This window comes from Pedobacter steynii (assembly GCF_001721645.1).
Taxonomy (GTDB): domain Bacteria; phylum Bacteroidota; class Bacteroidia; order Sphingobacteriales; family Sphingobacteriaceae; genus Pedobacter; species Pedobacter steynii_A.
In genome coordinates this window covers 3,294,047-3,316,192 of record NZ_CP017141.1, presented here as the reverse complement: position 1 = coordinate 3,316,192, position 22,146 = coordinate 3,294,047, and the positions used below count along the sequence as shown (strand labels likewise).

The 22,146-nt window shown below is 40.7% G+C and carries 18 protein-coding genes; 11 read left to right on the top strand and 7 right to left on the bottom strand.

The window, feature by feature from the left end:
- Positions 1 to 7: 7 nt before the first annotated feature.
- The 3 genes from trxA to BFS30_RS13845 form a co-directional block, all read right to left on the bottom strand.
- On the bottom strand, positions 8 to 325 hold the full coding sequence (trxA, locus tag BFS30_RS13855) for a thioredoxin (RefSeq protein WP_069379821.1): 318 nt from the start codon (positions 323 to 325) through the stop codon (positions 8 to 10).
- A gap of 137 nt (positions 326 to 462) precedes the next feature.
- Positions 463 to 4,893 carry a DNA polymerase III subunit alpha gene (gene dnaE, locus BFS30_RS13850; RefSeq protein WP_069379820.1) on the bottom strand — a complete coding sequence of 1,477 codons (4,431 nt, stop codon included), beginning with the start codon at positions 4,891 to 4,893 and terminating at the stop codon, positions 463 to 465.
- Between the two features lie 94 nt (positions 4,894 to 4,987).
- A complete protein-coding gene (locus BFS30_RS13845; RefSeq protein WP_237028577.1) occupies positions 4,988 to 5,488 on the bottom strand; it encodes a lipocalin family protein in 501 nt (166 codons plus the stop codon).
- A 231-nt stretch (positions 5,489 to 5,719) separates the two neighbouring features.
- Here BFS30_RS13845 and mdh point away from each other — a divergent pair, with 231 nt between their 5' ends.
- Together mdh and BFS30_RS13835 are read left to right on the top strand one after the other, a co-directional pair.
- A complete protein-coding gene (mdh, locus tag BFS30_RS13840) occupies positions 5,720 to 6,658 on the top strand; it encodes a malate dehydrogenase (RefSeq protein WP_069379819.1) in 939 nt (312 codons plus the stop codon).
- A 5-nt stretch (positions 6,659 to 6,663) separates the two neighbouring features.
- Complete coding sequence (locus tag BFS30_RS13835; RefSeq protein WP_069379818.1) at positions 6,664 to 7,089, top strand: aspartyl protease family protein; 426 nt, start codon at positions 6,664 to 6,666, stop codon at positions 7,087 to 7,089.
- 92 nt (positions 7,090 to 7,181) lie between these two features.
- Here BFS30_RS13835 and gyrB read toward each other — a convergent pair whose 3' ends face one another.
- Positions 7,182 to 9,140, bottom strand: a complete 1,959-nt coding sequence (gene gyrB, locus BFS30_RS13830) for a DNA topoisomerase (ATP-hydrolyzing) subunit B (protein WP_069379817.1) — start codon at positions 9,138 to 9,140, stop codon at positions 7,182 to 7,184.
- Between the two features lie 257 nt (positions 9,141 to 9,397).
- Between gyrB and BFS30_RS13825 the strand changes: the two genes are divergently transcribed.
- The 3 genes from BFS30_RS13825 to BFS30_RS13815 all read left to right on the top strand — a co-directional run bounded on the left by BFS30_RS13825 (position 9,398) and on the right by BFS30_RS13815 (position 11,293).
- Positions 9,398 to 9,997: an OmpH family outer membrane protein gene (locus BFS30_RS13825; RefSeq protein WP_069379816.1), complete on the top strand. Its 600-nt coding sequence runs from the start codon at positions 9,398 to 9,400 to the stop codon at positions 9,995 to 9,997.
- A 79-nt stretch (positions 9,998 to 10,076) separates the two neighbouring features.
- A complete protein-coding gene (locus BFS30_RS13820; RefSeq protein ID WP_208602973.1) occupies positions 10,077 to 10,565 on the top strand; it encodes a nucleoside deaminase in 489 nt (162 codons plus the stop codon).
- A gap of 2 nt (positions 10,566 to 10,567) precedes the next feature.
- The gene (locus tag BFS30_RS13815; RefSeq protein WP_069379815.1) at positions 10,568 to 11,293 is read left to right on the top strand and encodes an EcsC family protein; all 726 of its coding nucleotides are present in this window, start codon (positions 10,568 to 10,570) and stop codon (positions 11,291 to 11,293) included.
- A 1-nt stretch (position 11,294) separates the two neighbouring features.
- On the opposite strand, the gene BFS30_RS13810 is transcribed toward BFS30_RS13815, so the two are convergent.
- Complete coding sequence (locus BFS30_RS13810; protein ID WP_069379814.1) at positions 11,295 to 11,693, bottom strand: RNA-binding S4 domain-containing protein; 399 nt, start codon at positions 11,691 to 11,693, stop codon at positions 11,295 to 11,297.
- A gap of 78 nt (positions 11,694 to 11,771) precedes the next feature.
- Between BFS30_RS13810 and BFS30_RS13805 the strand changes: the two genes are divergently transcribed.
- The 6 genes from BFS30_RS13805 to miaA all read left to right on the top strand — a co-directional run bounded on the left by BFS30_RS13805 (position 11,772) and on the right by miaA (position 17,376).
- Positions 11,772 to 12,590: a 2,3,4,5-tetrahydropyridine-2,6-dicarboxylate N-succinyltransferase gene (locus BFS30_RS13805; RefSeq protein WP_069379813.1), complete on the top strand. Its 819-nt coding sequence runs from the start codon at positions 11,772 to 11,774 to the stop codon at positions 12,588 to 12,590.
- Between the two features lie 4 nt (positions 12,591 to 12,594).
- A complete protein-coding gene (locus BFS30_RS13800; RefSeq protein ID WP_069379812.1) occupies positions 12,595 to 13,722 on the top strand; it encodes a glycosyltransferase family 4 protein in 1,128 nt (375 codons plus the stop codon).
- A 7-nt stretch (positions 13,723 to 13,729) separates the two neighbouring features.
- Positions 13,730 to 14,296 carry an L-threonylcarbamoyladenylate synthase gene (locus tag BFS30_RS13795; RefSeq protein ID WP_069382437.1) on the top strand — a complete coding sequence of 189 codons (567 nt, stop codon included), beginning with the start codon at positions 13,730 to 13,732 and terminating at the stop codon, positions 14,294 to 14,296.
- 25 nt (positions 14,297 to 14,321) lie between these two features.
- Positions 14,322 to 15,728, top strand: a complete 1,407-nt coding sequence (locus BFS30_RS13790; protein ID WP_069379811.1) for a CCA tRNA nucleotidyltransferase — start codon at positions 14,322 to 14,324, stop codon at positions 15,726 to 15,728.
- Positions 15,729 to 15,798: 70 nt separating this feature from the next.
- Positions 15,799 to 16,455 (top strand): IS1096 element passenger TnpR family protein, encoded by a 657-nt coding sequence (locus BFS30_RS13785; RefSeq protein WP_069379810.1) that lies wholly within the window; start codon positions 15,799 to 15,801, stop codon positions 16,453 to 16,455.
- A 9-nt stretch (positions 16,456 to 16,464) separates the two neighbouring features.
- Positions 16,465 to 17,376: a tRNA (adenosine(37)-N6)-dimethylallyltransferase MiaA gene (miaA, locus tag BFS30_RS13780; RefSeq protein WP_069379809.1), complete on the top strand. Its 912-nt coding sequence runs from the start codon at positions 16,465 to 16,467 to the stop codon at positions 17,374 to 17,376.
- Here miaA and BFS30_RS13775 read toward each other — a convergent pair.
- Both BFS30_RS13775 and rpoC read right to left on the bottom strand, forming a co-directional pair.
- On the bottom strand, positions 17,373 to 17,687 hold the full coding sequence (locus BFS30_RS13775) for a DUF3467 domain-containing protein (RefSeq protein WP_069379808.1): 315 nt from the start codon (positions 17,685 to 17,687) through the stop codon (positions 17,373 to 17,375). The two genes, miaA and BFS30_RS13775, sit on opposite strands and share 4 nt — an antisense overlap.
- Positions 17,688 to 17,811: 124 nt before the next feature.
- Positions 17,812 to 22,098, bottom strand: coding sequence for a DNA-directed RNA polymerase subunit beta' (gene rpoC / locus BFS30_RS13770; RefSeq protein WP_069379807.1), 4,287 nt, complete (start codon positions 22,096 to 22,098; stop codon positions 17,812 to 17,814).
- Between the last annotated feature and the right edge of the window lie 48 nt (positions 22,099 to 22,146).

Here is a 22,146-nt window from a genome sequence, read left to right as displayed (position 1 = left end):
GAGTTGATTATAACTGCTTATCTAATTTCTGTGCCAATACTGATTTTGGTACTGCACCTACTTGTTTATCTACTACCTCTCCGTTTTTGAAGAATAATAAAGCCGGAATGTTGCGGATACCGAATTGAGTAGAGATTTGAGGGTTGTTGTCCACATTCACTTTACCAACGATTGCTTTTCCATCGTACTCTTTTGAGATCTCGTCTACTACTGGTCCTACCATGCGACATGGACCACACCATTCTGCCCAAAAATCAACCAAAACGGGTTTATCTGATTTTAATACAACTTCCTCGAAGTTTGCATCTGTAATTTCCAAAGCCATAATTCTTATTTTTATTTAATTAGTTTTTTACTGTATCACCTACTCGCCTGAATACTCAGGCTTTGCCTTCATACACAAACAGCATACAAAGATATAATCAATTGTAATGCCATCATCCTGACAATGCCAAAATGACATTAGTTCAACTTAGGATTAACGTTTAATGCCGTTAACTGATCTAAGAAAATGTTATTCGGATTAATCTTCAGCGATTTCGAGGGCAATTTAACATTTACATTTTGTTCGCGATCATAAACATCAAATAATAACTGACAATTCTGATGTTCTGTGTTTGCTTTATTCTCTTCCAGAATCGCATGGATCTTACCCATGAAATCATCTGTGATCTTTTCAATCGGTACCTGAATGGTTACACTCTTTGCCAGTTTATCACGCAATTCGGATAACAGGTTAATCGAAGTAATCTTAAACTCCCAATCTCCCTCTTTTCTGAAACGTTCGCCTACCCTTCCACGGATCTGAAGGAAATACCCATCTGTAAGAAACTGCTTAAACTTAATGAAATCATCACCAAATAAGGCAAGTTCACAGGTATCATCGTAATCTTCAAACACAATCGTTCCAAAAGGTTTTCCTGTTTTTGTCATTCTCTGTGCAGCAATCACCACCAATCCACCAACTACCAGCTCCCGGTTTTTGATGGTCTCAAATTCGGCAAGTACCTCTTCATTTGAGTCTCCTGTTCTGATCTTATTTACCAACGACAGGTGTTTCACTTTATGCTGACAGAATTCTTTCAATTCCAGTTTGTAGTTATCAAGTGGGTGACCGCTCAAAAAGATACCAATGGCATCCTTCTCATATTTCAACCGGTCAATCAGACTCCATTCCGGAGCAACAGGCAAACTTGGCTCGTAAATCATATCGGCCACAGAGCCTCCAAATAAGGACGACTGCGCAGATGATTCATTGTTCTGAAAATCATTGGCAAACTTAATCATCTTCTCAATGCCATTCATTTTATCGTTGATGCCAACAAAGAAATATTGTGCTCTATGGTATCCGAATCCATCAAAAGCCCCGCTGTATACAAAACTCTCGTACGCTTTTTTATTTACTGTCCTTGTATTAGAGCGCTTGGCGAAATCGTAGACACTCTTATACTGCCCGTTTTCATTACGTTCTACAATGATACTCTCTACCGCTTTATCCCCAACACCTTTGATTCCTGACAAACCAAAACGGACTTGTCCGCTGATATTTACCGAGAACTTTGTTCCCGACTCATTCACATCCGGGCCAAGTACTGAAACCCCCATCTGTTTACACTCCTCCATAAAGAATGCTACCTGCTTGATGTCACTCATGTTATTGGAAAGTACTGCAGCCATATACTCAGCAGGATAATGCGCCTTCAGATAAGCCGTCTGATAGGCAATCCAGGCATAACAGGTAGAGTGGGATTTGTTAAAGGCATAAGAGGCAAATGCTTCCCAATCCTTCCAGATTTTCTCGAGAACAGTAGCATCATGTCCTTTCTCCGCAGCCTGAGCCACAAATTTAGGTTTCATCTTATCCAGTACATCCTTTTGCTTTTTACCCATTGCCTTACGTAAAACGTCGGCCTCACCTTTCGTAAATCCGGCAAGTTTCTGGGAAAGAAGCATCACCTGCTCCTGATATACAGTAATTCCGTAAGTTTCTTTTAAATACTCTTCACAGGCATCAAGGTCATATTTGATCTCTTCCTCTCCGTTCTTTCTGCGAACAAAGCTGGGAATATACTCCAAGGGTCCCGGACGATATAAAGCGTTCATGGCAATCAAATCCCCGAATACGGTGGGCTTCAATTCCTTCATGTACTTTTGCATCCCGTTCGACTCGTACTGGAAGATACCTATCGTTTCTCCACGTTGAAAGAGCTCATAAGTCTTGGCATCATCTATAGGGAAATTATCCGGATCCAGATCTATATTATGCCTGTGTTTCACCAATTTCACCGTATCCTTAATCAGGGTTAATGTTTTTAACCCCAAAAAGTCCATTTTCAATAACCCGGCACTCTCTACTACAGAGTTGTCAAACTGGGTAACATACAGGTCGGAATCCTTTGCTGTAGCCACCGGAACGAAATTGGTAATATCACTCGGTGTGATGATTACCCCGCAGGCATGGATACCCGTATTTCTTAAGGAACCTTCCAGAATCTGAGCCTGTTCAAGCGTTTTCGCCCCAAGGTCATTCGCATTTGCCAGTCCCTTCAGTTCCAATACCTTTTCATATTCATCTGCACGAAGTGCCGCTTTCAGGCTCTTCTCATCCAGACTAAATATTTTGGCAAGTTTCATGTTTGGAATCAGCTTGGCAATCTTCTCCGCTTCATACAGGGGAAGGTCCAACACCCTTGCGGTATCTTTTACCGACGACTTTGCCGCCATGGTACCATAGGTGATGATCTGTGCCACCTGATTGGCTCCGTATTTATTAATTACGTAGTCCATTACCCGTCCACGGCCCTCATCATCAAAATCGATATCAATATCGGGCATGGAAACCCTATCCGGATTCAGGAAACGCTCAAATAGCAAATCGTATTTAATCGGATCTATATTGGTAATCCCCAGACAATAAGCTACCGCTGATCCGGCAGCAGATCCCCTTCCTGGTCCTACAGAAACATCCAGGTTTCTTGCCTCAGCAATAAAATCCTGAACAATCAAAAAGTATCCGGGATAACCGGTCTTTTCAATGGTTTGTAACTCAAAATCCAAACGCTCCGCAATCGCTTCGGTGATTTCACCGTAACGCTTTTTCGCCCCTACATAAGTCAGGTGACGCAAATATTTATTCTCGCCTCTTTTACCTCCGTCTTCTTCATCTTCCTTTACCAGAAATTCTTCAGAAATATCAAACTTCGGTAACAGCACCTCACGGGCGAGCTTATAGATTTCTATTTTATCTACAATTTCCTGAATGTTGAAAATCGCTTCCGGTGTATCCGCAAACAGCTCTTTCATCTCCTCAGGGGTCTTGAAATAGTATTCCTGGTTTGGCAAACCAAAACGGTATCCCCTACCACGTCCTATCGGTGTAGCCTGTTTCTCCCCTTCTTTTACACACAATAAAATATCATGCGCATTCGCATCTTTTTTATTGATGTAATAGGTATTATTAGTCGCAATAACCTTCACCTCATGCTTCCTGGCAAGGGCGATCAGGGAAATATTGACAATATCTTCATCCTCCTGATTATGGCGCATCAGCTCGATATAAAAATCATCGCCGAATTGTGATTTCCACCATAACAGGGCTTCCTCTGCTTGCTTTTCCCCCAGATTTAACAACTTACTGGAAATCTCTCCATATAAGTTACCAGATAATACCAGGATATCATCCTTATACTGTTCTATAACAGCTTTATCAATTCTGGGGATATAGTAGAAACCCTTGGTATAAGCAATAGACGACATCTTTGCCAGATTGTGATAGCCATTTTTATTCTTGGCCAGCAATACAACCTGATAACCATCGTCTTTTCTCTTCTTATCTTCGTGGTTTTCACATACAAAAAACTCACAGCCGACAATAGGCTTAATGGTGATCTCATCAGGTGTCTCCCCCTTTTCAATCGCAGCCTGGTTTCTTGCTTCTACTCCTTTATTGTGATTCAGTACCTGAGCCACGAAATGGAAAGCACCCATCATGTTCGCATGATCGGTCATCGCTACCGCAGGCATTTTATAAGCCGCTGTTGCTTTAATCAGAGAAGGAATATTGATGGTAGATTGCAGTACAGAAAACTGCGTATGGTTATGCAAATGCACGTAAGTGGCAGAAGCAAGCTCTTGTTTGTTTTCCTCGAGTGTTTTCTTTGAAACTTTTGGTCCTTCGGCCTTTTGCAAACGCTTTCTGATCTCATCAGAAGCTGCTTTAAGGTTCAGGTGGTTGAGTCCAACACGCTGGATCACTCCAGGGTTTCGCTCTTTATAAGAACGCAGATAATCCGGATCAGCCTGTAGCTGATCTGGGCTAAATACATCCAGTTTAATCAATTGCAAAAAGCAACGGGTTGTTGCTTCAACGTCGGCAGTCGCATTGTGTGCCTCAGCAAAAGGCTCCCCGAAAAGGTATTGATGTAATTCTGTTAAAGTTGGCAGTTTAAACTTACCTCCACGTCCACCGGGAAGACGCAAAAGTTCAGCGGTAACCTCTGTACAGGTATCAAGAACCGGCATTTGCCCCATTGGACTTTCCACACCCAGACGGTGAAACTCACAGCCCATAATGTTCACATCAAAACCAATGTTCTGACCGACTACAAATTTAGATTTCGCCAGAGCGATATTGAACTTCTCCAGTACCTCCGACAAGGGAATCCCCTGTTCCTGGGCAAGCTCAGTAGAAATCCCGTGGATTCGCTCTGCATCATAGGGGATATTGAATCCATCCGGCCTGACTAAATAATCCTGATGCTCGACCAGATTTCCAAACTCATCATGTAACTGCCATGCAATCTGGATACATCTGGGCCAATTATCCGTATCGGTAATAGGCGCATTCCAATTGCGTGGCAACCCCGTCGTTTCGGTATCAAAAATCAAATACATAGCTAGGTAATTAGAAAATCGTCTTTTTAGAAATCAATATGATTGATCAAAAATACGGAATTTTTCAGTTCTCCTGTAATTGCAAGAGATAATTTTACATGGAATGGAGCACCGGAACCGGTACCGATGATTTATGCTCCTGGGAAACTAATTTGGCAGTATCATAACCCTTTTTATGACAGCGTTCTATGATTTCCGTCAATAATTTCTCAGGAAGATTGGGTTTTCTGGCCATAATAAAAAGATGTTTAAATTTTGGATGGCCAATCACTACATACGAATAGTCGTCGGCAAGCTCAATGATCCAGTAGTCTGCCTTTAAAGGCCAGATGAACTGCGCTTTGAACCTGGCATTACGGCTTCCTCTGACCACAAAAAGTTTAGAACGGAGATACTTCTGCTTGTCCTGCCCCAATACTTTATATCCCGTAAAAACTGCGTAATAACCATCAGGATGGATCACATAAGTTTCCACGGTCTGACGCCAGTGTTTATCCATGAAAGTAGGTATGGAATACAAAGAATACCACTTTCCTGCATAAGACATGATATCAACTTTTTCTACAGGTACATTATCCATAACAGGGTCCATCATTTTACGACTATTAAGCAAATGTAAATTCTTTATCATAAAACCAGCAAGGTTGAAGAAAGTTTTAAAAAGCGTTTTTTAAACTGACCTAATTTTCTAACTTCGGCATGAGACATTCCTCATTAAGGTTTGCTTCATGGATTAATTGTGTCGTAATTTTATAGCGTGTGATCACAATTTAAAACAATAGATTTAAACCAGGAGGAAAACCTTTAAAATAAAATTAGATTCATTATGAAAATAACGGTTGTAGGTGCCGGCGCAGTAGGCGCCACTTGTGCAGATAATATTGCCAGAAAAGAATTAGCAGAAGAGCTTGTTTTATTAGACATCAAAGAAGGTTTTGCCGAAGGCAAAGCAATAGATATGATGCAAACCGCCACTCTATTAGGTTTTGACACAAAAATAACCGGTGTTACAAATGACTATAGCAAAACTGCAGGTTCAGCTGTAGCCGTGATTACATCAGGCCTTCCGCGCAAACCGGGAATGACCCGCGAGGAGTTAATTGGAATCAATGCGGGAATCGTAAAAGGCGTAGCAGAAAATATTCTAAAATATTCTCCTGATGCCATCATTATTGTCATCAGCAACCCAATGGATACCATGACTTATCTGGCACTGAAATCTCTTGGATTACCAAAAAACAGAATCATTGGAATGGGTGGAACATTAGACAGTGCCCGTTTTAAATATTATTTAAGTGTAGCATTAAACTGCAATTCTAATGACCTGCAGGGTTTTGTAATCGGTGGCCATGGTGATACGACTATGATCCCTTTAACACGTTATGCAACTTACCAAAGTTTACCGGTAACTGAGCTATTGGACAAAGCAACCTTAGCTAAGGTAGCAGCCGATACTATGGTTGGTGGTGCCACCCTGACAGGCCTGTTAGGTACTTCGGCCTGGTACGCTCCAGGTGCTGCAGGAGCAGCCTTAGTGGAGAGTATTGTCCGCGATGAGAAGAAATTATTTACCTGCTGCGTAGCGCTTGATGGTGAATACGGCCAGAAAGACATCTGCCTGGGCGTTCCGGTAATCGTGGGCCGCAATGGATGGGAAAAAGTGATCGATTATAAATTAAATGAAGAAGAACAAGCTTCGTTTAATAAAAGTGCTGATGCTGTTCGCGCCATGAACAGTGTACTGCACGATATGAAACTAGTTTAGATTTAATGAGAACCATTTCTGTTCCTTTAACCTTAATAAATTTACAAGACGATGGTTTCCACCTTTTGGTGGAAATTGTCGTTTTTGGGAAAAAGTCATTTGCTGTTTTGGATACCGGTGCTTCCAGATCTGTATTCGACATGACATTGATCAGGACCAATATTTCGGAACTGGAATACAGTGATGAAACACATGCAACCACCCTTTTTGCTACCTCAAGCACGATCCAGGCGACTATCCCCAAATTAAAAATCGGCAGGCTGATTATCGAGAATTATGACACTGTTGCGCTTGATCTGGAAACAGTAAACCAGGCATACGAACAAATGGGACACCCAAAAGTTATGGGTATTATCGGAAGCGATATCCTGTTAAAATATTTTGCTACTGTAAACTACAGAAAACTGAGGTTATTTCTTTACACAGATTAATGCCATTTTTGTCTTAGAAGATTCTCTAAAATTCCATGACATAAAAAAAGGAGTGATTCTTCAATCACTCCTTTTCTGTTAAAGCCCTTTAATTAGGCATCAATCTTAGCATATTTTGCATTTCTTTCAATGAATTCTCTTCTTGGACCAACTTCATCTCCCATTAACATAGAGAAAGTATGGTCACATTCCGCTGCATTTTCAATTGTTGCCTGTAACAAAGTACGCGTTTCCGGGTTAAGGGTAGTGTCCCATAACTGCTCGGCGTTCATCTCTCCAAGACCTTTATAGCGTTGGATATGTACACTTTCTTCTTTACCAGCGCCTTTTAAACGTTGCACCGCAGCATCACGTTGCTGATCATTCCAGCAATATTCGAAATCTTTACCTTTTTTTACCTGATATAGAGGTGGCGCAGCAATGTAAACATAACCTGCTTCGATCAGGCTTTTCATATATCTGAAGAAGAACGTAAGAATCAATGTCGTGATGTGGGATCCATCGATATCCGCATCCGTCATGATTACCACCTTATGGTAACGTAACTTTGTTAAATTTAAAGCCTTATCATCTTCCGGTGTCCCTATACTTACACCAAGTGCAGTAAACATATTCTTGATCTCGTCATTCTCATAGATCTTATGCTCCATCGCTTTTTCCACGTTCAGGATTTTACCTTTCAAAGGCAAAATCGCCTGGAAATTACGATCCCGGCCTTGTTTGGCCGTTCCACCTGCGGAATCTCCCTCCACCAGGTAGATTTCACATTTTTCCGGATCACTATCAGAACAATCGGCAAGCTTACCTGGAAGGCCTGAACCACCCATTACACTCTTGCGTTGAACCATCTCACGTGCCTTACGTGCTGCTGCACGTGCAGTAGCCGCAAGAATTACCTTATTTACAATCAGCTTTGCTTCTCTTGGATATTCTTCCAGATAGTTACTCAACGCTTCACCAACGGCTACATCAACTGCACCCATTACCTCAGAGTTACCTAGTTTTGTTTTTGTCTGACCTTCAAACTGAGGCTCCTGTACTTTTACAGAAACAACTGCAGTTAAACCTTCTCTAAAGTCATCACCGGTAATCTCAAATTTCACATTTTTAAGCAACCCTGATTTATCAGCATAAGCTTTTAATGTTCTGGTTAAACCTCTTCTGAAACCTGCGATATGCGTACCTCCCTCATGTGTATTGATGTTGTTCACATAAGAGTGTACATTTTCAGCATAGCTATCATTGTACTGTAAAGCAAGCTCTACAGGAATTCCATTTTTAATACCTTCTACATAAATCGGCTCCGCAATCAGTGAAGGACGACCTCCATCTAAAAACTGAACAAACTCTTTTAATCCACCTTCCGAATGGAAAAGCTCCGAAATCGGGTTTCCTTCTTCATCCAGTTCACGCTCATCAGTAAGCGTTAATTTAATTCCTTTATTCAGGAAAGACAATTCCCTAAGCCTGCTGGCCAAAGTATCATAACGGTACTCTGTAGTCTGTGTAAAGATCTCAGGATCCGGAGTAAAGGTGATCACCGTTCCTCTTTTATCCGTATCTCCAACAACTTTTACATCATACTGAGGTTTACCCTTTTCGTAATCCTGCTCCCATAATTTTCCTTCACGGTGTACCTGCGCTTTTAAATGTGTGGACAAGGCATTCACGCAACTCACCCCCACACCATGCAGACCCCCGGAAACTTTATAGGTGTCTTTATCAAACTTACCACCCGCGTGTAATACCGTCATTACGATTTCCAGAGCTGATTTCTGCTCTTTCTGCATAATTCCCGTAGGGATACCACGCCCGTTATCTTCAACCCTGATCGAGTTGTCTTTAAGAATATTTACATATATCGTGTCAGCATGACCTGCCAACGCCTCATCTATAGAGTTATCTACTACTTCGTAAACTAAATGATGTAATCCTTTTACCCCGGTGTCTCCTATATACATCGAAGGGCGCTTACGCACCGCTTCTAAACCTTCTAATACCTGTATATTATCTGCCGAATAATTTGACTTTGGATCCTTTTCTTCGCTCATATTTTTAATAAAACAATTAGACTCAAAGATAACCATTTTAGGCCAATTAACCGCAAATGTGGATAACTATCTGCCTTCAAAAGGCCTAAAAAACAACCTAAAAATCACAGTTCTTTAGGATACTAATTTTGAAATTTTATATTTGTTGAAATTTATCCGCCAAAAATGGAGAGGGGATCCTTAAAAACAAGCCTTAAACTGGCTCTAAGGATGATGGGAACCAAAAATTAAAATAAAATATCAATTATAATCATTAGATGAAAAGATCAACATTAAAACTTAGCAGCATTGCTACTGCAGTTGCATTAGTTTCCGTAATGGCTTCTTGCCAAAACAAAGAAAACACCAGTACCACTGCTAAAAAATCTGAGTCGGCCACGGTGACAAGCGCAGAGAAAATCGTCTATGTAAATTCTGATTCACTGTTAACAAAATATCAGTATTTCAAAGACTTAAAAACTAAACTTGATGCAAAGTCTAAAACTGCACAATCAGATCTTGCATCTAAACAACAGGCTTTCCAACGTGAAGTAGCGCAATACCAACAGCAACAAAATACTTTACCTGCTGATCAAAGAGCCTCTACAGAAGAAAGACTAGCCCGTAAACAACAGGAATTACAAGCTTATTCTCAAAATGCAGGTGCTGCTCTTCAGAATGAACAGGCTACCGAACAAGAAAAACTGTATGATAAAGTTGCAGAATACCTGAAAACTTATGCAAAGAGCAAAGGCTTTAAAATGGTCCTGACTTACTCAAAAGGTAACAGTGCCATCTTATTTGCAGATGAGACATTAGATGTAACCAGCGAAGTAATCGTAGGCCTGAACGAAGCTTATAAAACAGATAAAAAATAATTTCTTCTGTTAAAACCTGAAATGCCCTGAATAATCAGGGCATTTTTTTTGTGCAATGAAATAAAAAAAGTACCCGATTATGCCATTAAAAGAAAACAACCCACACGAAAAATTCATGAAACTGGCCATTTCCCTATCTGAAAAGAATGTTGCAGAAAGCCTTGGGGGGCCCTTTGGCGCAGTAGTAGTGAAAGATGGTAAGATTATCGCCAAAAGCGGCAATAAAGTAACAACTACCAATGACCCGACTGCCCATGCAGAAGTTTCCGCAATTCGTCTGGCCTGCAAAAAGTTAAAAACATTTGACCTGAGCGGCTGTGTGGTTTATACCAGTTGTGAACCATGCCCAATGTGCCTCAGCGCAATTTACTGGGCAAGAATAGAAACGATCTATTATGCGAACACTAAAGTAGATGCTGCTCATATCGGTTTCGACGATAAATTCATCTATGATGAAATTGAAAAACCCATGGCAAAACGTACCTTGCCCATTCACCAGATGATGAGAACAGAGGCACAACAGGCTTTCAGGCTCTGGGAGCAGTCGCCAATGAAAATAGATTATTAAATATGGACAAGCATCAGGAAAAGATCAGGATAGAACTTCATTTCTGGAAAAAAGAAATGATGGAAAAGCCTTCTCTTTTGAATAAATTCACCAATAACATTCAAAAGAAAATCAATAGCTATATTCCTGAGAAAGTCCACACCGCAATTACCGTTACTATCAAGAAAATGGTTCAGGCCGTTCTCTATGGCTCTACCTATACCACTTCAACAGTGCCCCCCATAGAAATGAGCCTGATCCACAGAGAAGCACTGGTGAAACAAAAAATCGATAGTTACTGTAAAACCGGTGCAGCGGAAGGAGGAATTACCGGCGCCGGTGGATTTCTCATGAGTATGGCTGATTTTCCGGTATTGATCGGTATAAAAATGAAAATGCTTTTTGAAATCGCGGCACTCTATGGTTTCGATGTTAAAGACTATAGGGAACGCTTATACATCCTCTACATCTTTCAACTCGCATTTTCCAGTCAGCATGGACGCACCAAGATATTTATGCATATGGAAAACTGGAATCAGAAGCTGCATATCCTTCCCGAAAATTCCGATAGTTTCGATTGGAAAACATTTCAACAGGAATACAGGGATTATATCGATCTTGCCAAAATGGCACAACTTCTCCCGGTAGTGGGTGCCGCAGTAGGTGCCGTTGCAAATTATCAATTGATAAAGAAACTGGGAAAAACTGCAATGCAGGCTTATAGAATGAGACTAATTGAGGAGACCTGAGCTATTTCTCCTCAAAAAGTCCTTCAGTAAGGTCATCGATCTCCCTTCGGTCCTTTTTCGTTGGTCTTCCTGTTCCACGGTCCCGTTTTAATGCCGGAGCATGAAACACAGATTTAAAACCATAAGTCTCCTCTTCCGGGGTGATGTCTTTATATTTTGTTACCGCAATTTTTGCTTCTACCCTATTGTATAAAAGCTCCACCACCTCAATCACTTTCTTTTCTATTCCTTTAGACACCTGGTACACATCCCCAGGTTTTACTACTGCAGAAGCTTTTAGATTCTGACCATTAAACTTAACCCGACCGGCCTTACAAGCCTCTGTCGCCAAGCTCCTGGTCTTAAATAATCTGATCGCCCATAAGTACTTATCTATCCGTAATTTTTCTTGCTCTGCCATAAAAAATCAAAAATACATTATAGAAAACAATGGTCTATACATAAAATTGATTTATTTTGTCAAAAAATAAATTACAACATGATAGCAGAATTAAAAAAGTTAGTAGAAGCCGCTTGGGAAGACAGAACTTTATTAGAATATAGTGAATATTGCGAAGCAATAGAAACGGTGATTATGCAGTTAGATAAAGGTGAAATGCGTGTTGCAGAACCAATACTTAACTCATGGGGTGTGAACGAATGGATCAAAAAGGCAGTAATCCTTTATTTTCCAATCAGAGAAATGAAAGAAATTGAAGTTGGCCCTTTCGTATTTCATGATAAAATGAAACTGAAAACCAACTATAAAGAATTAGGTGTGAGGGTAGTTCCTCATGGTATTGCACGTTATGGCGCTTATTTAGCTAAAGGTGTAATTATGATGCCTTCTTATGTAAATATTGGTGCCTATGTAGACGAAGGTACAATGGTAGATACCTGGGCAACTGTAGGTTCATGTGCACAGATCGGAAAACATGTTCATTTAAGTGGAGGTGTGGGTATTGGTGGTGTTTTAGAGCCAATTCAAGCCGCTCCGGTAATCATTGAAGACAATTGTTTCCTTGGTTCAAGAGCAATCGTGGTAGAAGGCGTACGCGTAGAAAAAGAAGCTGTTCTTGGAGCTAACGTGGTCTTAACCGCATCTACAAAAATTATTGATGTGACCGGAAGCAGCCCGGTAGAGTATAAAGGAATCGTTCCTGCACGCTCGGTAGTAATCCCAGGTAGCTATGCAAAAAAATTCCCTGCCGGAGAATTCCAGGTTCCATGTGCATTGATCATTGGTAAACGTAAAGAATCTACAGACAAAAAGACTTCCCTTAATGATGCATTAAGAGAAAACAATGTAGCTGTATAATATAATGAAGATTGGTTTTGACGGAAAAAGAGCAACAAACAACTTAACAGGACTGGGAAATTACAGCAGATCATTAATTGCCCAGCTCGCTGAATTTTTCCCTCAAAACCAATATTTTGTATATAGCCAAAAAGTAAAAGAACACCCGCAAATCAGGCATTTTTTGAATGCCAGGGGTATCCGGTCCAGGCTCCCTGATCAACCCGGACTGTTCTGGAGGACTTCCGGAATAAAAAAGCAGCTGATAAAAGAGAATATCGACCTCTTTCATGGCTTAAGTCATGAGGTCCCATTGGGAATTCAAAATTCCGGGATTCCTAGTATCGTAACCATTCACGACCTTATCTTTTTAAAGTTTCCACATTATTTTGGAAGGATTGACCGTTTCATTTATCGGCTGAAAGCGAAGTATTCCTGCAAACATGCCGATAAAATAATTGCCATCAGTGAGTGTACAAAAAGAGATATCATCGAGTTTTTTCATACCGATCCCAATAAAATCGAAGTCATTTACCAAAGCTGCGATGATAGCTTTAAGTCGCCGGCATCTGAAGAGACCAAACAAGGGGTACGGATTAAAAACCATTTACCCTCCAGATACATTCTGAACGTAGGAACAGTAGAAACCCGAAAAAACCTGCTGACACTGATTAAAGCATTACCGCAGGTTCATCCGGATTACCAGCTCGTTGTGGTAGGAAAAAGAACACCTTATGCAGACCTGGTATACCAGGAAATAGAACGCCTCGGACTGAAAGACAGGGTGCTCTTTCTGCAGAATGTACCCTTTGATGAGCTTCCTTCAATCTACCAGATGGCTGATGCATTCGTTTATCCTTCGCTCTATGAAGGCTTCGGAATCCCAATTATTGAAGCACTTTACTCGGGCATTCCAGTCATTGCTGCAACAGGCTCCTGTCTGGAGGAAGCTGGTGGAGAAGATAGTCTCTATGTCTCCCCGCTTGACCATACCGCTTTAGCATCCGGCATTAACACGGTCCTCAATACTCCTGCCCTTGCAGAAAAGATGAAAATAAAAGGATTGGAATACGTTCAAAAATTTAATACCAAAGTCATCACTCAGGACCTGATGAATGTTTACAACCAGGTGCTTTCCACTCACCAGAAATAACAATTTTATGCTTAGAACAGAAATTGAAAAAGCCCTTAACGTTTTAAAAGATGGAGGGGTTATCCTTTATCCTACAGATACTGTTTGGGGATTAGGCTGCGATGCCACAAATGAAGCCGCCGTAGCTAAAATAATTGCAATTAAAGAGCGTACGGCAGATAAAAGTTTCATCATCCTACTGGATAATGACGCTAAACTGCAAAGCTATGTCACTGAAATCCCTGATGTTGCCTACGACCTGATCGAGTATGCAGAAAACCCTTTGACCATTATCTTCTCAGGTGCAAAAAACCTGGCAAAGAATGTGATCAATGAAGATGGAAGTGTAGGTATCAGGGTAGTGAAACATGATTTCTGTCAGCAACTGATTCAACGCTTCAGAAAACCCATTACCTCTACTTCTGCAAATAAATCAGGTTCCCCTTCTCCCCTGATATTTGATGAGATTGATGAAGAAATTAGGGCAGCCGTAGACTATATAGTCGATTGGGAGCAAGAGCTTCAAAGCCCTAAAAAACCTTCTACCATAATGAAATTAGCGCCGGGAGGGCAATTTTCCTTTATTAGAAAGTAAGTTTTATTACTTTTGTAACTCATTAATGGAAAAACATTTACAACAGTCAGTATTTAAAGTCCTTGCCGATATTGCTCAAACCCATCAGATTGAAGCATACGTGATAGGTGGATATGTGCGCGATATTTTCTTAGAAAGACCTTCCAAAGACATTGATATTGTCGTGTTGGGAAATGGCATTGACTTTGCCGAGCTGGCGGGTAAAGCCCTAAAGACCAAGGTCGCGGTATTTAAAAATTTCGGTACCGCAATGTTAAAAACCAAGGACCTGGAGATTGAATTCGTAGGCGCAAGAAAAGAATCTTATCGTGCGGATTCCCGTAAACCAATTGTGGAAAACGGGACGATCCAGGATGACCAGCTGAGAAGGGATTTTACCATCAATGCTTTGGCTATCTCCCTGAACAAAGAAAATTACGGGCAGCTGGTGGACCCTTTTGGCGGCACTACTGACCTTGAAAATAAACTCATCAAAACGCCTCTTGATCCTGAAATCACTTTTTCAGATGACCCTTTGAGGATGATGAGGGCCATTCGTTTCGCCACTCAACTAAATTTCAGCATTGACGAGCGTGCGATTAATGCCATAAAAAAACAGAAAGAAAGGATTTCAATTGTATCCAAAGAACGGATCACTGATGAGCTCAACAAAATCATTCTTTCAAAAACACCTTCCATAGGTTTTAAATATTTATTTGATACCGGTCTGTTGCACCTCATTTTTCCACAAATGGCCAACCTATATGGGGTGGAATTCATTAACGGGAAAGGTCATAAAGACAATTTTTATCATACTTTACAAGTATTGGACAATATTTGTCAGGATACAGATGATCTTTGGCTCCGCTGGGCAGCGATTCTTCATGACATTGCCAAACCGGCAACCAAACGTTTTGAAGAAGGACATGGCTGGACTTTCCATGGCCATGAAGACAAGGGCGCACGCATGGTACCTCAGATATTTAATCAGTTAAAGCTTCCCCTGAACGAAAAAATGAAACTCGTGCAAAAGCTGGTACAACTACACCTTCGTCCGATCGTTCTGGCTCAGGAGGTAGTTACTGATTCTGCGGTAAGAAGATTGCTGTTTGATGCAGGAGAAGATATTGAAAGCCTGATGATGCTTTGCAATGCCGATGTAACTACCAAAAACGAATATAAAGTAAAAAAATACCGCAATAACTTTGAACTGGTTAAACAGAAACTCAAAGATGTAGAGGAACGTGATAAAATCAGAAACTGGCAACCTCCGATTACCGGCAATGACATCATGGAAATTTTCGGATTAACTGCTGGTAAAGAAGTTGGACTGATCAAAAATGCGATCCGAGAAGCAATTCTGGAAGGCGAAATAAAAAACACCTACGAGGAAGCTTTACAATTTATGCTGGAAAAAGCCAAAGAATTTGACCTTCTTCCTGTAAAGCGCTGATACACCCGCAGTGCATTAACACAAATTATAGATAATATTTTTTAATTTTATAGCTAGAAAAAAAGCTCAGATGGCAATTTATAGATTTAGAATAAGTTTTGAAGATTTTGATGAAGTAATCAGAGAAATCGATATAAAATCAAACCAAACATTTGAAGATTTACATCGTGCAGTACATCGCTCAACAGGATATTCTGCTGAAAAATCTTCTTCCTTTTATGTAAGTACGGACCATTGGATTAAAGGAGATGAGATTGCTTACCTGCCTACCCAACGGAAAACAGACAGGGGGGTTACCTTAATGGAAAAAGCCAAACTGAGCAGTTTTATTGAAGATCCACATCAGAAATTTTACTATATCTACAATTTTGACCGTCCTTTCGACTTTCACGTAGAATTGATCAAGATCATTTTGGAAACTGATCCTAACCTCGAATATCCTGTATTGGTTAAAAGTACCGGAGAAGCTCCGAAAATCATCGACAAAGATAATTTTAATGCGGTAGCGGTATCCTCAAACCAGGAATCAAGTGAATTTGACTTTCTGAATGAAATGGATTTTGTCCCTGAAGATACAGAAGAACTGGAAGCAATGGGAGGAAGAGGGATCAATACGGAGGAAAAGACAATTGACGACGATGCAGAAGAGGATGCTGACGATTCGGATGAATTCGGAAATGACGATAGCTACGAAGACGAAGAGTACGGCAGTAAGGAAGATTATTAATGCCCGGATATGGCATTGGATAAAACCCTGATTGTAATCGTCGGCCCTACCGGAATAGGAAAGACGTCACTGGCCATTGAACTGGCCAGGCATTTTTCTACAGAAATTATTTCGGCAGACTCCCGTCAGTTCTTTAAGGAGATGGAAATAGGAACTGCAAAACCTTCTCCGGAAGAATTGGCAGCGGCACCACATCATTTTATTGATTCCCACAGTATTGAAACATTGTTCAGTACCGGCGACTTTGAAATACAGGCCCTTCAGCTCATGGAGGAGCTTTTTAAAAAACAGGATCTGCTGATTATGGTCGGTGGATCCGGTTTATATATTGATGCCGTATGTAATGGTCTGGACGACCTTCCTGATACTGACCTCATTATTCGTGAGCAGCTGAAACAGGAGCTGGAGCGGGATGGTATCGAATCCATTAAACAGCGGTTAAAAATACACGATCCTGAATATTATGAAAAAGTAGATCAGGCCAATCCCCAACGTATGGTCAGAGGGCTGGAATTTTTCCTCTCTACGGGCGAAAAGCTCTCTTCCTATCAAACCAACAGCAAAAAACAACGACCTTTCAACATGATCAAAATAGGCTTAAATATGGACCGTTCGGCCTTGTATAAGCAAATTAACCTTAGGGTAGATAAAATGATGGCAGCGGGTCTTCTTGACGAAGTAAAAGGACTTCAGTCCTATCGTAAATACAATGCCCTGAATACAGTAGGTTATTCGGAATTATTCGATTACATGGATGGTAACCTGACGCTGGAAACTGCGGTAGACAAAATCAAACAGAATACACGTCGTTTTGCAAAACGGCAGCTCACCTGGTTTAGAAGAGACGACAGCACCACCTGGTTTGAACCCAATGCATCCGAGGCTGTCATCCTTCATATCAACCGTATTATAAACGCTTAGGCCTGTGCCGTTGGCCCGCCAAAGTTCATCGGAAAACCCGGAGGCTCTTCCTGCGTTTTAATTCTGCCATGTGCGGCTTCATATTTTTCAATGTTATCCTGCATCGCGATCATCAACCTTTTAGCATGCTCCGGTGTCAGAATAATCCTGGATTTTACCCTGGCTTTAGGGACTCCAGGCATCACTCTGATGAAGTCCAGTACAAATTCCGTGTTGGAATGAGTAATGATCGCTAGGTTTGAAAAGATTCCTTCTGCAACTTCTTCAGAAAGTTCAATATTTAATTGGTTATCGTTGTGCTGTTCTTCCATAACACAAAACTACTTTTTTAATCTTTACAGAGGTAGCAGATGAAAGATTATTTTCCAAACCTTAGCGCATAAAAAAGTCCCCCGACTTTAACAGAAGGGGGACTTTTCAAAAGATATTTAAATATTAAGCATCTACTTCTTCTTGTTTCGAAGCTAATAATTTATCATATTCTTCCTGAGAACCTACAATGATACGCTCGTATCCACGTACACCTGTACCTGAAGGGATTAAGTGTCCAACAATTACGTTTTCTTTTAATCCAAGCATGTTATCACGTTTACCAGCAATAGCGGCTTCGTTTAACACTTTTGTAGTTTCCTGGAACGATGCTGCAGAGATGAACGATTTTGTTCCTAATGAAGCACGTGTAATACCCTGTAACATTGAACTCGCAGTTGCAGGTCTTGCATCACGAACTTCAATTTGTTTCAGATCTTTACGTTTCAATTGAGAATTTTCGTCTCTTAATTTACGTAGAGAAACAATTTGTCCAGGTTTCACCGTGTTAGAATCACCAGCGTCAACTACAACTTTTTTGTCATAGATCTCGTCATTCTCGATCATGAAGTCCCAACGATCTGCAGAGTTATTCTCTAAGAAAGTGGTATCTCCCGGATCTTCAATATGAACTTTCTGCATCATCTGGTGTACAATTACCTCAAAGTGTTTATCATTGATTTTCACACCTTGTAAACGATAAACCTCCTGGATACCATTCACTAAGTATTCTTGTACGGCCGCAGGGCCTTTAATCGCTAAGATATCCGCAGGAGAGATAGAACCATCAGATAACGGCATACCAGCTTTCACAAAGTCATTATCCTGAACAAGGATGTGTTTAGACAATGGAACAAGGTATTTTTTAACTTCTCCGTCTTTAGATTCGATAGTCATCTCACGGTTACCACGTTTAACGCCACCTAAAGTTACCACACCATCAATCTCTGTTACTACAGCAGGGTTTGAAGGGTTACGTGCTTCGAAAAGCTCCGTTACACGTGGTAAACCACCCGTGATATCTCTTGTTTTACCAGTTGCACGAGGAATCTTAACCAGGATCTGACCAGTTTTAACTGCATCACCTTCATCAATTGCGATGTGGGCACCTACAGGGATGTTGTATCCTCTGATCAATTCACCTTTTTTATCCACAACCCGTACAGAAGGGTTTTTAGTTTTATCACGTGTATCGATAATTACTTTCTCACGGTGACCGGTTTGCTCATCCGACTCTTCGCGATAGGTTACCCCCTCTACGATTGCGTCAAATTCAATTTTACCGGCAAACTCTGAGATAATTACCGCATTATATGGATCCCATGAACAAATCCTGTCACCTTTAGTGATTTTAGCTCCATCCTCAACATATAAGAATGAACCATAAGGAATGTTATTGGTCATGATCACTTTATTTGTACCAGGCTCAACAATTTTGAACTCTCCTGAACGGCCTAAAACAATTTGTTTTACACCTTCTTCAGTATCGTTCTCTACTGTACGAACATTTTCAAATTCAATGATACCGTCAAATTTAGCAGTCAACTGAGACTCAGCAGCGATGTTCGATGCAGTACCCCCAACGTGGAACGTACGTAGCGTTAACTGTGTACCCGGCTCTCCGATAGACTGTGCAGCAATTACACCGACAGCTTCACCTTTCTGAACACGTTTACCAGTAGCTAAGTTACGTCCGTAGCATAGTGCACAAACACCACGTTTGTTTTCGCAGGTTAATACCGAACGAATTTCAACGCCTTCTAATGGAGACTCTTCAATTGCTTTAGCAATATCTTCATCGATATCCTGACCAGCAGCTACTAACAATTTGCCATCCAAAGGATTGAATACATCATGTAGAGAGATACGGCCTAATAACCTGTCGTATAACGGCTCAACGATGTCTTCATTATCTTTCAATGCAGTAGTGTACATACCTCTTAAAGTACCACAATCTTCCGCATTAACGATCATATCCTGGGCCACATCATGTAAACGACGTGTTAAGTAACCCGCATCAGCTGTTTTTAACGCCGTATCCGCCAAACCTTTACGCGCACCGTGGGTAGAGATAAAGTATTCTAATACCGACAATCCTTCTTTAAAGTTCGAAAGAATCGGGTTTTCGATAATCTCACCACCTGAACCTGATTTCTGAGGCTTAGCCATCAAACCACGCATACCGCATAACTGACGAATCTGCTCTTTCGAACCACGGGCTCCAGAGTCCAACATCATGTAAACAGAGTTGAAACCTTGGTTATCGCTTGATAACTGAGTCATCACGAATGATGTTAAACGGTTATTGATACGAGTCCAGATATCGATAATTTGGTTGTAACGCTCGTTGTTGGTAATGAATCCCATGTTATAGTTATTCCTTACCTCATCAACCTCGGCAGAAGCCTGCTCTAATAAAGCATGTTTCTCCACAGGAATGTTTACATCTTGTAAATTAAATGATAAACCTCCTCTGAATGCCATTTGGAAACCTAGCTCTTTAATATCATCAAGGAATCTTGATGCACGGGCCATTCCGGTAATTTTTACCACATGACCAATGATATCTCTAAGAGATTTTTTAGTCAGCAGTTCGTTGATGTATCCTACTTCTTCCGGAACCATTTGATTAAATAGTACACGGCCTACAGTAGTTTCGATCAATTTATTTACGATCGATCCATCTTCTAATTTTACGTTTACCTTAACTTTGATAAATGCATGAAGATCGATTTGTTTCTCATTGTACGCAATGATCACCTCTTCAGGAGAATAGAAAGCAAAATCCTGACCTTTAACTACACGTTGTGCATCCGTTCTACGGCCTTTAGTAATATAGTAAAGACCCAAAACCATATCCTGTGAAGGTACAGTAATCGGAGTTCCGTTCGCAGGGTTTAGAATGTTGTGTGCTGCAAGCATTAATACCTGAGCTTCTAAGATTGCGGCGTGCCCTAATGGTAAATGTACTGCCATCTGGTCACCGTCAAAATCCGCGTTAAATGCGGTACATACTAATGGGTGTAACTGAATTGCTTTACCTTCTACCAACTTAGGCTGGAACGACTGGATACCCAATCTGTGTAATGTAGGCGCACGATTCAGTAATACAGGGTGTCCTTTCAAAACATTCTCCAGAATATCCCAAACTAATGGGTCTTTTCTGTCTACAATTTTCTTTGCAGATTTTACTGTTTTAACGATACCCCTTTCAATCATCTTACGGATGATAAACGGTTTGAATAGCTCAGCAGCCATATCTTTAGGTAAACCGCATTCATGTAATTTAAGGTTAGGACCTACAACAATTACCGAACGGGCAGAATAATCCACACGTTTACCCAATAAGTTCTGACGGAAACGACCTTGTTTACCTTTCAGGATGTCTGAAAGAGATTTCAAAGCACGGTTACCTTCAGTTTTAACTGCATTTACTTTACGTGAGTTATCGAATAACGAATCTACCGCTTCCTGCAACATACGTTTTTCGTTACGTAAGATTACTTCCGGCGCTTTGATCTCGATCAAACGTTTCAAACGGTTGTTACGGATAATCACACGACGATACAAATCGTTTAGATCTGAAGTCGCAAAACGACCACCTTCCAATGGAACCAACGGACGCAATTCCGGTGGAATAACAGGAACGATCTTGATGATCATCCACTCTGGGTTATTCTCAATACGGGTTCTTGCACCACGGAAAGCTTCCACTACCTGTAAACGTTTCAAAGCTTCGTTTTTACGTTGCTGAGAAGTTTCGTTTGCAGCCTGGTGACGTAAGTTATAGGATAAAGTATCTAAATCAATACGTTTCAATAAATCTTCTAACGCTTCAGCACCCATTTTGGCGATGAATTTATTAGGGTCTTTATCGTCTAAATATTGGTTTTCTTTAGGCAACTTATCAAGAATATCAAGATATTCCTCTTCAGTTAAGAAATCCATATATTGAATACCTTCTTCTGCCATAAAACCAGGCTGAATTACTACATAACGCTCGTAGTAAATGATCAGGTCTAATCTCTTTGTAGGCAATCCTAACAGGTATCCAATTTTATTTGGCAGGGAGCGGAAATACCAGATATGCGCAACAGGAACCACCAAATTGATGTGTCCCATACGCTCTCTACGTACTTTCTTTTCCGTTACCTCAACACCACAACGGTCACAAACGATACCTTTATAACGGATACGTTTATATTTACCGCAATGACATTCGTAATCTTTTACCGGACCAAAAATACGCTCGCAGAACAAACCGTCACGCTCAGGTTTGTAAGTACGGTAATTGATAGTCTCAGGTTTTAACACCTCACCACTAGAGCGCTCTAAAATAGCCTCCGGCGATGCCAAACTAATGGTGATCGAGGTGAAATTGCTTTTTAATTTATTATCCTTTTTGTAAGACATAGCTCTTTTGTTTGAAAGTTGAAAAATTTAAAAAGCCGGGATGCTTTT